This is a genomic window from Bacillus sp. ISL-46 (assembly GCF_018613205.1).
The window spans coordinates 234717-247520 of sequence record NZ_JAGGQR010000015.1; the positions used below are offsets into that span (position 1 = coordinate 234717).

Genomic DNA, 12804 nt, shown 5'->3' on the forward strand with positions numbered 1-12804 from the left:
ATTTGTAAAAAATCGATTAAATTACTTTTGCTTCGGTATGAAGTAGCTGAACCAGTTCTTTTACTTGATCATTCAAATCGCCGGCTAATACTCTGCCTGCTTCTTTTTTAGGCGGCAAATAAATTTCGATTGTTTTTGTTTTTGCTTCCACATCGTCTTCTTCAAGATCAAGGTCGTCTAATTCTAATTCCTCAAGCGGCTTTTTCTTTGCCTTCATGATCCCAGGTAATGAAGGATAGCGCGGCTCATTTAGACCTTGTTGTGCAGTTACTAATAGAGGAAGGCTCGTTTCTATAACTTCGGAATCGCCTTCAACGTCTCTGGTAACGGTTACATTTGTACCGTCGATTTCTAACTTTGTGATCGTTGTTACGTAAGGGATGTTAAGTAGTTCCGCGACACGTGGTCCGACCTGACCTGTACCACCGTCAATCGCCACATTTCCGCCAATGATTAAATCAGCATCTTTATCCTTTAAATATTCAGCAAGGATTTTTGCTGTAGTAAATTGATCCCCATTTTCCACATCATCTTCTGTATTAATAAGGACCGCTTTGTCAGCGCCCATCGCAAGTGCTGTACGTAATTGCTTTTCAGACTCTTCCGTACCTACAGTAATGACAGTTACTTCTCCGCCCTTAGCATCGCGAACTTGGATGGCTTCTTCAATCGCATATTCGTCATAAGGATTGATAATAAATTCAGCACCGTCCTCATTGATTTTTCCGCCGCTAATCGTAATTTTTTCTTCAGTATCAAAGGTTCTTTTCAGTAATACATAAATATTCATGGTTTCCCTCCTAATAAAATTTCGAGCATTCGCTCAGTTTGAAAGATTAAGAAAATTTCCTAGAAAAAAAAAGGGCTTCCTTTTCAATTATACTACAAAGATAAGTTTATTCACCTTTAAATTGTGGTTCCCTTTTTTCAATAAAAGCCTGAATGCCTTCTTTACCATCGCTAGAGACAAAAACTTGACCAAATAACTCAGATTCTCTTTTCGAACCTTCATAGAACTCTTCTGTTTTTGCATAATTTAATAATTCGATGGCTGCTTTAATAGAGCCTGGACTTTTCTTAGCAATTTTTCCAGCGAGCTTATACGCCTGCTCTAATACTTCTGCCTCTACATAGGCATGATTCGCTAAGCCATATTTTACGGCCTCAATACCTGTAATTGGCTCGGATGTGAACAGCATTTCAGCAGCTCTTGCCACACCTACATATTTCGGCAGACGCTGCGAACCGGCAAATCCAGGAATTAAGCCGAGTTGCAGCTCCGGAAGACCGAGTTTTGAGGTTTCACTGACAAGGCGAATGTGACAAGCCATGGCAAGTTCGAGACCACCGCCAAGCGCCGCACCATGGATTGCCGCAATGATCGGTTTTGGAAATTTTTCCATCCGGTCAAATAAATTCTGTCCAAACTTACCAAGATTAGAAAAACCTTCAGATGAAGAAACCGTTGTAAATTCTTTAATATCTGCCCCAGCCGAGAAGAACCGCCCTTCCCCGTGAATGACAAGGACTCTAATTTCACGGTTTGGTTCGATTTCATCAAGCACTGTCGACAATTCCCTTAAAAGACCTGAAGAAAGGGCATTTGCCGGTGGACGAGCAATTGTGATCGTGGCAATACTGTCTTGATAGGACCATTTTAAGTATTCCAAAAAAACTCCCCCCTATTTTAAATTCTACCGGCTTCCGCAGCCATTGATCAAGAGGCGATGGACTGGAGACGCCAGTGCAAGCAAATCATACTTTTCCTCATTCATCACCCACGATGTAACGGTTTCATCAATTGTACCGAATATCATTTGCCGGGCGAGACGAATATCGAGGTCGATTGAAAACTCCCCTGTTTCTTTGCCTTCAATAACAATCTTTTCGATTACCTTTAGGTAACCTTTTAGAACATCATTAATTCGGAGTCGCAATTCCTTATTGGATTGCCGTAACTCCAATTGCGTTACGATCGCCATGTGATGGTCGTCAGAAAGCATACTAAAGTGAGCTTCTATCATCATTAATAATTTCTCTGCCGCCGTCCCTTTTCCTGCTATCATTGTATCTATTTTTTCAATAAAACTTCCCATTTTTTCTTCAAAGAGAGAGATAAGGATGTCTTCCTTGTTTTTAAAATATAGATAAATGGTTCCATCAGCCACTCCTGCCTGTTTGGCAATTTTTGAAACCTGGGCTTGGTGATAGCCATTTTCTGCGATCACAATCACCGCAGCATCAATAATTTGCATATATTTTGGTTTATTTTTTTTCAACTATATCCCTCCTTTGAAGAAAATTCTGTTACAGTTTATACTGTTAATCTTAATTAAATAAAAGAAAATATGAATGAATAATCATTCATATTTTCATAATAGTTATTATTCGTATATCTGTCAAGATATACTCTATACCTTTTTCATATTCCCAACATAGGGACAGGCTAAATCTGTCAAAAAAAAGAGGAAGCAATTATGCATGTTTTTGGTTTTCTTCTTCTATTTTTTGTTTTTCTTCTTCCACAAGCATCCTTCTTAAAATTTTCCCTACAGCTGTTTTAGGCAATTCTTTTCTAAATTCATATAATCTCGGGGCTTTATATGCAGCAAGATATTTTCTTGAAAATTGGTTCATTTCATCTGCGGTAACCGATGAACCTTCTTTTAAGACAATATATGCTTTTACCGTTTCTCCGCGGTACTGGTCAGGAATACCTGCTGCCACCGCTTCAAGAACATCTGGATGTTCATATAATACTTCCTCTATCTCTCTAGGATATATATTGTAACCTCCTGCAATAATCATGTCCTTTTTGCGGTCCACCACATAAAAGTATCCTTGTTCATCCATATAACCAAGGTCACCTGTATACAGCCAACCATCATGTAAGACTTCCTTAGTATCCTCAGGACGATTCCAATACCCTTTCATGATTTGCGGACCTTTTATGGCAAATTCGCCTATTTCCTTTACTGGAACGGGTTCACCTGTTTCGATCGATACGATCTTTACCTCAGTATCTGGCCAAGGCACACCAATACTTCCCTTCACCCTTGGTACATCCCATAAAAAGTTCGCATGTGTTACAGGCGATGCTTCCGTTAAACCATAACCTTCAACTAGTTTCCCTCCTGTTACGGCCTCAAACTGCTCTTGTACTTCAATTGGCAACGCAGCTGAACCACTTATACAAGAATGAATTGATGATAAATCATATTTTCTTAAATCAGTATAATTCAATATTCCAATATAAATCGTCGGTGCACCAGGAAACAGAGTCGGGCGCTGTTTTTGAATGGTTTTTAATGTGGTCTCAACATCAAATTTAGGTAATAATATCATTTTATTTGCCTGCAACACAGATAAAATAAGAACGGTAGTCATTCCATAGACGTGGAAAAACGGGATAACCCCGAGAACTGATTCCTCACCTGGCTTGGATTTGTAAAGCCATGCCTGGCACATCTTTGTATTGGCAATTAAATTTTTATGTGTTAACATAACTCCTTTTGGAAATCCTGTCGTCCCTCCTGTATATTGAAGGAGTGCTACATCTTCCTCAGGGTTGAAATCATAATTCCTCACTTTTTGAGGTTTCATTTTTAATATTTCCGAAAGTAAATGCGTGCTTCCTTTGTGTTGAACATTAACGACAATTCCATATTGTTTTTTCTGGATGTAGGGATAAATTAGATTTTTAGGGAATGGTAAGTAGCTCTTGATAGCGGTTACAATTACATGCTGTAATTCTGTTTGCGGCATCACTTTAGATACGCGTGGGTAGAGGATGTCGAGTGTGATGATAGCCTTCGCGCCTGAATCTTTCATTTGGTATTCAAGTTCACGTTCCGTATATAATGGGTTGGTTTGGACGACAACTCCGCCTGTCATTAATATTGCAAAATAACTAATTACAGCCTGAGGTGTATTAGGAAGCATAATAGCAACGCGGTCCCCTTTGGAAATGCCAAGGTTTCCCTGCAAATAGCCAGCAAAACTCATTACTTCTTCATAAAGCTTCATGTAGGTAATTTCTTTTCCCATAAAATGAATGGCCACTTTTTCTGGAAATTTCCGAGCAGAATTCACTAAGTATTGCTGTACTGGCTCTGAGGTGTATTCCAGTGTGGCGGGAATTTCCTTTGGGTACAGGGCCAGCCACGGTTTTGATTCATACATAATATCCCCCTTTTCTATTTGGATAATTTTAAAAATTCACACTTCTCTTTTATTATAGTACAGTATTTGACAATTAACAATTGAAGTTGCAAGAAAAGCGGAGGCGTCCGTTTAGCGGTGTAAGAATAAAAAAAATCACCGCTGATATCTCTCAGCGATGATTTTGAGTTAAGCAAAAAACAACATATAGATCAAGCCGATTAGCAAAAACAAGCCGCATAATCCAAGAAGTACTTTAGCTAAGGTCTCCACTTTTTTATTCTCCCCTTATGTAATTCCTGCACCGATTACAATCGATAAGCCAATTGAAATAACCATCGAAATAAAACCAACTGCGCGGTTATCCTTTTGGATTTCTTCGTCAATTTTGAATTTTGGCGTTAAAAATTCAAAGATAAAATAACCGACTACTAATAGTATAAAGCCATAGATCCCCCAACCAACCATCGCAAGCAGCGAATTATTCTGCTCAATCGTATAGCGAAAGATATTGGCAACGCCCAAAATTTTCCCTCCGGTTGCCATCGCCACAGCCACATTACCTTTTTTAATTTCTTCCCAATTTTTATATTTGGTTACCATTTCAAAAATAGCTAAAAAGACAACCAAGCATAAAATCACGACGCTATAATAAGCAGCTATTTGGATATATTCATTCTCCCAAAACTGGTCCATTGCCAAAACTCCCCGACATTATTTAAACTCAACGATGGTTACGCCTGATCCACCTTCGCCGGCTTCCCCAAACCGAATTTTTTTAACTTGACGATGGTTTCTTAAGTATTCCTGAACTCCCTGTCTTAATGCACCAGTACCTTTCCCGTGGATAATCGATACACGCGGATAACTGGATAGCAGGGCATCATCAATATATTTTTCCACCTTAAGGAGAGCATCTTCATACCTTTCCCCGCGTAGATCTAACTCCAGTTTAACAAATGAATCCCGACCTTTTACAATCGCCATCGGCTTGGTTTCTACTTGTTTCGGGGTACTCATATATTCGATGTCTTTTTCTTTTACTTTCATTTTGAGAATTCCGATTTGAACCTGCCATTCATTCGAAGATACTCTGTCAACCAGCGTGCCTTTTTGACCAAAGGTAAGCACTTTCACCTCGTCACCAGGCATATACGTATGCTTTTTCACTTTCTTATTTGCGAGCTTGGCTGATTTTGGTACTTCCGGTGCTGCTCCTTCTAGACGCCGCTTTGCATCAATTAATTCATGCTCCTTAATTTCTGCGTGCTTTTCTGTTCTCATTTTACGCAGGTCGCGGATTACCTTGTCGGCCTCACTTTTCGCCTCTTCCACGATTTCCCCAGCTTTTTCTGCTGCCTTTTCGAGCATAGAGTCTTTTTTCTCGTAAAACTCCATCAGTTGGTTTTGCAGGTCTTGATGAAGCTTTTCAGCAGATTTTAAATAATCGCGGGCTTCCTCCTGCTCTTTTTCTGCCAGCCGTTTGCTATCTTCCAAGGATGCAATCATCTTATCGATTTGGTTCGTATCTTCACTCACATGGGAACGGGCAGCCAGAATGACCCGTTCATTTAAGCCCAGCCGTTTCGAGATTTCAAAGGCGTTACTCCGCCCTGGTACTCCAAGCAGTAGTTTATATGTTGGGCTTAATGTCTCAACATTAAACTCAACACTCGCGTTCAACACACCCTCACGGTTATAACCATATGCCTTTAACTCCGGATAGTGGGTCGTAGCAATCACCCTTGCCCCGCGTTTGTGGACCTCATCTAAAATCGAAATAGCTAAGGCAGCGCCTTCCTGTGGATCCGTTCCTGCACCTAGCTCGTCAAATAATACAAGGCTATTAAAATCAACCCTATTTAAGATTTCGACGATATTGACCATATGGGAGGAAAATGTACTTAAACTTTGTTCTATCGACTGTTCATCGCCAATATCAGCATACACAGCATCAAAGACGGCAAGTTCAGATCCGTCATAGGCCGGAACCCGCAATCCTGCCTGAGCCATTAATGTACATAATCCCAGTGTTTTTAAGGTAACTGTTTTACCGCCCGTATTCGGGCCAGTAATCACAATAGTTGTGAAGTCTTTCCCAAGCATAATATCGTTAGCAACTACTTCATCGATCGGAATGAGCGGGTGTCTTGCCTTATATAAAGCAATTCTCCCCTCATTATTCATAATCGGCATCGATGCTTTTATTCGTTTTCCATATCTTGCTTTTGCAAAAATAAAGTCCAAATTAGCCAGGACTTCCACGATCACTTTGAGTTCGCTCTCATGCTCGGCTGCTTCAGCAGATAGTGCTGTTAGAATTCGATCGATTTCCAGCTGTTCCTTGACACGAATATCCTGCAGTTGATTATTTAACTGGACAATGACTTGGGGTTCAATAAAAAGTGTTTGTCCGGATGCACTCTGGTCATGAATAATTCCGCCGTAGTGACCGCGATACTCCTGTTTAACTGGAATAACAAAGCGGTCATTACGAATGGTGACTATGGCATCGGAAAGCATTTTGCTGGCATTTGATGACCGAATCATACTTTCAAGTTTTTCCCGAACCCGTGACTCATTGGACCTAAGTTGATGCCTTAATGAACGCAGCAGGTCACTTGCGCTGTCTAACACCTCGCCGCTTTCATCAATCGCTTGTTTGATCGATTGCTCGAGATTGGTGAGCGGAATAATCCGCTCTGCTTGTTCAGACAAAATCGGAATTTCTGTTCTTTCGTCAGCGAAATCCTCAATAAATCGTTTCATTTGCCGGCTGGCATGGATGGTGCTAGCAATTTGGACCAGTTCATGCGGACTTAACACACCGCCAATTACGGAACGTTTGATGTGTGCAAGAATATCATGGACACCTGAGAGTGGAACATTTCCTTTTACACGAAACACGGTTGCCGCCTCATCTGTTTCTGCTTGAAGTTTGACCACTTCATCAAAATCAGTGGAGGGGACTAAGTCCTTTATTTTTTTTCTACCAAGTGACGAAGCAGCATGTTCTAAAAGTTGCTCTTTTACCTTGGTGAATTCTAATACCTTTAAAGCTTTTTCTTGCATGGAGATAACCTCCTTATCCTCGATTATGCAAAAATTCTAGCAGGTCATTTTTATCTAGTGCATTTATTACGGACGATTTTTTGATCCAGCCCTTTTTGGCTGCAGAAACACCGATTTCCATATGCTTTAATGTATCCATTTTATGAGCATCGGTATTGATGAGAATTTTCACCCCTGCATCCTGTGCTCTCCGTAAATATTCAGCCGCAAGGTCAAGACGGTTAGGATTGGCGTTTAATTCTAGCGCCGTATTGGTTTCTTTGGCTAGTTGGATAAGTAAATCAATATCGACATCGTACCCTTCGCGGCGGCCGATTTTTCTCCCGGTTGGATGGGCAATTAAATCGACATGAGCATTCGTCAACGCGTTTTTAAGCCGCTCCATAATTTTTTCCTTTGATTGGGAAAAAGCAGAATGTATGGAGGCAATAACGAAATCCATATCAGCAAGGAATTCATCGTCATAGTCGAGCGTGCCATCAGGAAGAATATCCATTTCTACACCGGCTAGAATAAGAAAATCGTCGTACTTTTCATTTAATTTTTTAATTTCTTCTCTTTGTTTTAACAGTCTTTCACGAGTCAGACCATTTGCCACCTTTAAATACTGTGAATGGTCAGTAATCGCCATATATTGATAACCTCTAGCCCGGCAAGCCTCAGCCATTTGTTCGATTGAATGAGCACCGTCACTCCAAGTGGAATGCATATGAAGGTCACCCTTGATATCTTCGAGCTCAATTAATTCCTCAGTAGCAGAGAACGTTTCTACTTCCCTACCGTCCTCTCTAATTTCCGGAGGAATGAACGGAAGATCAAAATGCTTGAAAAATTCCTCTTCAGAAGAAAACGTGCGAATTTCTCCCGTCTCGACGTTTTCCACGCCATACTCACTGATTTTTTCACCGCGTTCCTTCGCTAATTGTCGCATCCGGACATTATGTTCTTTTGATCCGGTAAAATGGTGCAAGGTGGTTGTAAATTCTTCCGGCTTAACCAGACGGAAATCAACGGAAATATCATAATCATATCCAAAAACTACCGAAACCTTTGTATCGCCCGCACCAATCACTTCTTTTATATTTGGCAATTCCAATAGATGCCCGCGCACTCGTTCAGGTTCATTAGTGGAGATAATAAAATCAAGGTCTTTGATCGTCTCTCTCATCCGGCGCAAACTTCCCGCACGTGAAAACCGATGAATATCTGGTAATTCGGTTAATGTTGCTTCAATTTGCTCTGCAATCGGAAGCATGTATGCTAACGGCAATCGATCCGGTCTTGAGCCGACATTGGCAATCGCACTTAGGATTTTTTCTTCTGTTTTTTTACCAAAGCCAGCAAGCGCTTGTACTTGCCCTGCTTCACAGGCTTCTTTTAAACTGGAAACATCAACGACCTTTAATTCTTTGTATAGTTTAGCAATTTTCTTTCCGCCAAGCCCCGGAAGCTGCAATAACGGGATTAGTCCTGTTGGGACTTCCTCCTTCAACTCCTTTAATACCGAAGAAGTACCATCCTTTATGTATTCATCAATGACAGCAGCCGTGCCTTTACCGATTCCAGATATGGCGGTAAAGTCTTCAATCTCTGTTACGTCGCGTTCGTCGGTTTCCAATGCGTTAGCCGCTTTCCGAAAGGCTGAAACCTTGAAAGGGTTTTCCCCCTTTAACTCCATATAAACCGCAATCGTTTCCAGCAAACGAATGATTTCTTTTTTATTAACTTCCATTTAATTATCCACCTACCTACTATTTAGCATTTTCATTTTATCCTACTTTAAGGCATGAATAGAAAAACTTCTCTGCTACAGAGAAGTTAAAGCAGCTGTATATTCAATCCACATGCTCTTTATTTGCTGTGAAAGGATAGGAGTGTGATTCACAATTGCTTTTGCCATAATCGAATGATCCAAAGCATTTTGTAAAAATTCAATTGGTACCAGGGCTGAAATATATAATAAAATAAAAATAACTAAATATACTTCAATGAAACCAAAAAGGCCTCCTGCCCAAACATTTAACTGCCTAAGTACTGGCAAATGGGCAATAAAGTCAAGCATTGAACCAATAATTTGCAATAACACTTTTACAGCAAAAAAGATAATAACAAAGGCGATCGCTCGGTAAAAAGCTGCCTCCATATTACTGCTATCAGTTAGAAGTTTTAATGTAGCAATATTTCCAAAGTTTGGATAAGGAATCCATAATGTTAACTTGGGTGCTAACTGTTCGTAGTATGAATTTGCTACTACATATGCAATAATAAAACCTATTAAATGAACAAGCTGCAGTATTAAGCCTCTTTTTAGGCCTACAAAGAATCCAATAATTAAAAAGATGATAATTGCTAAATCCAACATATTTTTTAGTCCTTTTCTTTTAGTAGTTCTGATTGGAGCCGATCTAATTGGTCTTTCATTTTGAGATAATCATTGACTGCATTTACGGCTGTTAAAACGGCGAGTTTACTTGCGTCTAAATTTGGATTCTTAGAACTGATTTCGCGCATTTTATTGTCAACTAATGAAGCCACATGCCGGATGTGGCTTGGACTTTCCGTGCCCATAATAACGTAAGCTTGACCGTATATATCTACGGTTGTTCTATTTTTTTGATTATTCGACAACGTCCTGCCTCCATTCAGAGAATCCTACTCTATATCATAACATGAACCGTTATCTGTGGAAAAGTTAAAGCATATTTTATATTATTTAGAAATGTGGTGTTTGTAGTATGGGTAATGTTGTATTGAATTTAGAAATGAATAAGATAATGGAAATGAGAAACTTTTACGGAAAAAATTTATTAGATAAAAACATCCCTGGAAGTGTGTTTGCAGCGAAAACGTCTGCTTGTATGATCACAGCTTATAAATCAGGTAAAGTTTTATTTCAGGGAAATGATAGTGAAAAAGAGGCAGGTAGATGGGGCAGTGCAAGCGCGTCCTCAAAGAAGCCGAGCTCTTCCCATTCGAAATCTGTTGCGAAAGGTGACCTTCCAACTGGCATCGGTCAAATGTCTGCTATTGGTTCAGATGAAGTCGGTACGGGAGACTTCTTCGGGCCGATTACAGTGGTGGCAGCCTACGTGAAAAAGGAAAATATCCCTTTATTAAAAGAATTAGGTGTGCGCGACTCGAAGGATTTAAACGATGAAAAAATCATTGCGATCGCAAAGGTCATTAAAGATATTATTCCATTTAGTTTGATGACGTTAAAAAACGAAAAATATAATCAGGTCCAGCAGTCGGGCATGTCGCAAGGGAAAATGAAGGCAATTTTACATAATCAAGCGATCTTAAATGTGTTAGACAAAATTTCACCTGAGAAACCTGAGGCGATTCTCATCGACCAATTTGTTCAAGCTAGTACCTATTTTCAGCATTTAAAAAGCCAAAAAGCGATTGCCAAAGAGAATGTTTATTTTAGTACGAAAGCTGAAGGTATCCATTTAGCTGTCGCTGCTGCAAGTATTCTCGCCCGCTATGCCTTTATCCAATATATCGATAAACTTAGCGAGGCTGCCGACTTTAAGATTCCAAAAGGTGCCGGGGCACAGGTGGATGTAGCTGCAGCAAAGCTGATTATGAGCAAAGGCCGCGACATCCTTCCGTCTTTTGTTAAGCTTCACTTTGCCAATACCTATAAAGCGATGGCGCTTGTTAATAAAAAACGAAATTGACATGTTTTTTGGGGTTGTTGCAAATAGAATAGATATATAGAAACGGTTTTTGGAGGGATTTAGTGTGGCAAATCGATATAATAGAAACGGTGTTTGGAGGGATAGTGGTGGCAAATCGACTAAGTGAAGCGGAGATTACTACCGCTGTTGCGGGATTATCAGGCTGGAAACTGGACGGAAAATTCATCGTGAAAAAGTACCGCTTCCGTGAGTTTTTACAAGGCGTGGCGTTCGTAAATGTCATTGCCCAGCTCTCGGAAGAAAAAAATCATCACCCATTTATTGCGATCGATTATAAATTAGTGACACTTAGACTAACCTCATGGAATGCAGGCGGATTGACCGATTTAGACATGGTCTTAGCGAAAAACTATGACCTCATTTTTGAGAAAATATAATTTAATGCGGAATTTGAAGGAGGTTGCCCTTTGGTGCAATCTCTTTTTGTGATTTTTAACGATTTTTTCTTAAAAATATGATATTTACTCTTTTTAAAAAGCAAATTCTCATAAAAAATGCACAAATTTACTACCATAATAGAAATTTTTAATTATATCAGCGAAAAATAGAGTTTTATCAGCGATTCCGAACCATTTATCAGCGATAAATCCGATATATCAGCGATTATAAATTTTTATCAGCGAAATGGAAGTTTACCATGGTAAAGTCTTCGGAAAGTAAATGCGTCCCTTTTTTGTTCCCGAAAAATTCAGATTTACAGAAAGCAGTAATCTTTTTGCTGTATCATGTGATTTTATTTGCGCAAACTCACGAAACTGCTTATTTGTAATTTTCGAATCAAAGAGGAGAAAGTAATCTCTCAGGGCATTAATATGAGCATCTTTTGAAAATTTATCGCATGAAGAGCAGTACCATTTCTTTTTCACTCGAATAAGTGGAACATAATTGCAGTCAGGGCAGCAAACACCGGTTAATAAATCCGCTTTGTTAATTCCATACTTATTCAAAATATAGCTTGTCGGTACCTTATTCATCTTTACAAGGAGTCGGCTTAGTTTTCGGAGATCTTTCGCACGAAGGAGAGGATTAGTATATTGTTTTTCAAAAAACTGAATTTTATTTATGAAAGCATCTGACTTACATATTCGCGGCTTCACTTTATGAGCATTTTTCCCGGTGATGACATATGAAGCATATCCATTGCTGATAACTACTAGATAATCAACTGGAACTTTAGGAAATTTATGTTCTGCCATCAGTTTTTCTATATACTCTTTATGCCTTTCTGATTGAGCAATCGGATCAGGGTAACCTTTTTCCTTGTCATTGTTTATTTGGGTAAACTGCTCATTATCTGTATCAAATATTAATTTACCAGTCATATTTTTCACTTCAATAATTAGGGCGAATTCTGGTGTGAGGATAAGGGTATCAATTTGGCAGTTGTAGTCACCATCAGGAAGGTTTAAATCGTGAAGGATCTGGTATTTATCAATGGAAAGGAGACGTAAATAATAATCAAGACTCACCTCACCTTTGTATCCGGCATGCCTCCTCCCCAGCTCCTCTAAAATTTGCTGATACTTTGGGTAATTTAGAGGGAGACGCCGGCATAATGCCTCTAAAATTAGAATTACTAATGGAATTGTCCTTGCTTTTATGATCAAACTTAACACCCCTTTCATTTTACTAATATAATTCTGACCAAAGAATGAAATCCCTGCCGAATTTTAGCGAAATTTGTTAATAATATTTGTCTATTTATTTTTTCAGCGCGAATGATTAATTTATCAGCGAAGCAAGCCTATATATCAGCGATTACGCACGATTTATCAGCGATAAATTTAATATATCAGCGAAGCAAAATTTCCCCCTCAGACACACAAAAAAAGCCAGCCCGAAAATCTACACATTCGGGCTGGCTTCT

The 12804-nt window shown here is 39.4% G+C and carries 12 protein-coding genes; 2 read left to right on the plus strand and 10 right to left on the minus strand.

Annotated features, from left to right (window positions below):
- Positions 1-16: 16 nt before the first annotated feature.
- From J7E67_RS10845 to zapA, 9 genes are all read right to left on the minus strand, one after another.
- Positions 17-790, minus strand: coding sequence for an electron transfer flavoprotein subunit beta/FixA family protein (locus tag J7E67_RS10845; protein ID WP_168245266.1), 774 nt, complete (start codon positions 788-790; stop codon positions 17-19).
- 106 nt (positions 791-896) lie between these two features.
- Complete coding sequence (locus J7E67_RS10850; RefSeq protein WP_214731844.1) at positions 897-1670, minus strand: enoyl-CoA hydratase; 774 nt, start codon at positions 1668-1670, stop codon at positions 897-899.
- 24 nt (positions 1671-1694) lie between these two features.
- Positions 1695-2279, minus strand: a complete 585-nt coding sequence (locus tag J7E67_RS10855) for a fatty acid metabolism transcriptional regulator FadR (RefSeq protein WP_214731846.1) — start codon at positions 2277-2279, stop codon at positions 1695-1697.
- Between the two features lie 196 nt (positions 2280-2475).
- A complete protein-coding gene (locus tag J7E67_RS10860) occupies positions 2476-4182 on the minus strand; it encodes an AMP-binding protein (protein WP_214731848.1) in 1707 nt (568 codons plus the stop codon).
- Positions 4183-4449: 267 nt separating this feature from the next.
- Complete coding sequence (locus tag J7E67_RS10865) at positions 4450-4857, minus strand: DUF350 domain-containing protein (protein WP_214731850.1); 408 nt, start codon at positions 4855-4857, stop codon at positions 4450-4452.
- An 18-nt stretch (positions 4858-4875) separates the two neighbouring features.
- On the minus strand, positions 4876-7233 hold the full coding sequence (locus J7E67_RS10870) for an endonuclease MutS2 (protein WP_214731852.1): 2358 nt from the start codon (positions 7231-7233) through the stop codon (positions 4876-4878).
- Between the two features lie 13 nt (positions 7234-7246).
- On the minus strand, positions 7247-8965 hold the full coding sequence (gene polX, locus J7E67_RS10875) for a DNA polymerase/3'-5' exonuclease PolX (RefSeq protein ID WP_214731854.1): 1719 nt from the start codon (positions 8963-8965) through the stop codon (positions 7247-7249).
- 75 nt (positions 8966-9040) lie between these two features.
- Positions 9041-9595: a CvpA family protein gene (locus tag J7E67_RS10880; protein ID WP_088089195.1), complete on the minus strand. Its 555-nt coding sequence runs from the start codon at positions 9593-9595 to the stop codon at positions 9041-9043.
- Positions 9596-9600: 5 nt separating this feature from the next.
- On the minus strand, positions 9601-9861 hold the full coding sequence (zapA, locus tag J7E67_RS10885) for a cell division protein ZapA (protein ID WP_214731856.1): 261 nt from the start codon (positions 9859-9861) through the stop codon (positions 9601-9603).
- A 107-nt stretch (positions 9862-9968) separates the two neighbouring features.
- Between zapA and rnhC the strand changes: the two genes are divergently transcribed.
- Both rnhC and J7E67_RS10895 read left to right on the plus strand, forming a co-directional pair.
- A complete protein-coding gene (gene rnhC / locus J7E67_RS10890; RefSeq protein ID WP_214731858.1) occupies positions 9969-10916 on the plus strand; it encodes a ribonuclease HIII in 948 nt (315 codons plus the stop codon).
- A 62-nt stretch (positions 10917-10978) separates the two neighbouring features.
- Positions 10979-11314 carry a 4a-hydroxytetrahydrobiopterin dehydratase gene (locus J7E67_RS10895; RefSeq protein ID WP_374197125.1) on the plus strand — a complete coding sequence of 112 codons (336 nt, stop codon included), beginning with the start codon at positions 10979-10981 and terminating at the stop codon, positions 11312-11314.
- A gap of 255 nt (positions 11315-11569) precedes the next feature.
- Here J7E67_RS10895 and J7E67_RS10900 read toward each other — a convergent pair whose 3' ends face one another.
- Entirely contained in the window at positions 11570-12544 is a 975-nt protein-coding gene (locus J7E67_RS10900) for a nuclease-related domain-containing protein (RefSeq protein WP_214731860.1), read from the minus strand.
- Positions 12545-12804: the final 260 nt, after the last annotated feature.

What these genes read in the sequence shown, in the direction of transcription:
- J7E67_RS10845 (WP_168245266.1), bottom strand. Translation starts at nt 790, where the DNA reads ATGAATATTTATGTATTACTGAAAAGAACCTTTGATACTGAAGAAAAA.
- J7E67_RS10860 (WP_214731848.1), bottom strand. Translation starts at nt 4,182, where the DNA reads ATGTATGAATCAAAACCGTGGCTGGCCCTGTACCCAAAGGAAATTCCC.
- J7E67_RS10865 (WP_214731850.1), bottom strand. Translation starts at nt 4,857, where the DNA reads ATGGACCAGTTTTGGGAGAATGAATATATCCAAATAGCTGCTTATTAT.
- J7E67_RS10870 (WP_214731852.1), bottom strand. Translation starts at nt 7,233, where the DNA reads ATGCAAGAAAAAGCTTTAAAGGTATTAGAATTCACCAAGGTAAAAGAG.
- polX (WP_214731854.1), bottom strand. Translation starts at nt 8,965, where the DNA reads ATGGAAGTTAATAAAAAAGAAATCATTCGTTTGCTGGAAACGATTGCG.
- J7E67_RS10880 (WP_088089195.1), bottom strand. Translation starts at nt 9,595, where the DNA reads ATGTTGGATTTAGCAATTATCATCTTTTTAATTATTGGATTCTTTGTA.
- rnhC (WP_214731858.1), top strand. Translation starts at nt 9,969, where the DNA reads ATGGGTAATGTTGTATTGAATTTAGAAATGAATAAGATAATGGAAATG.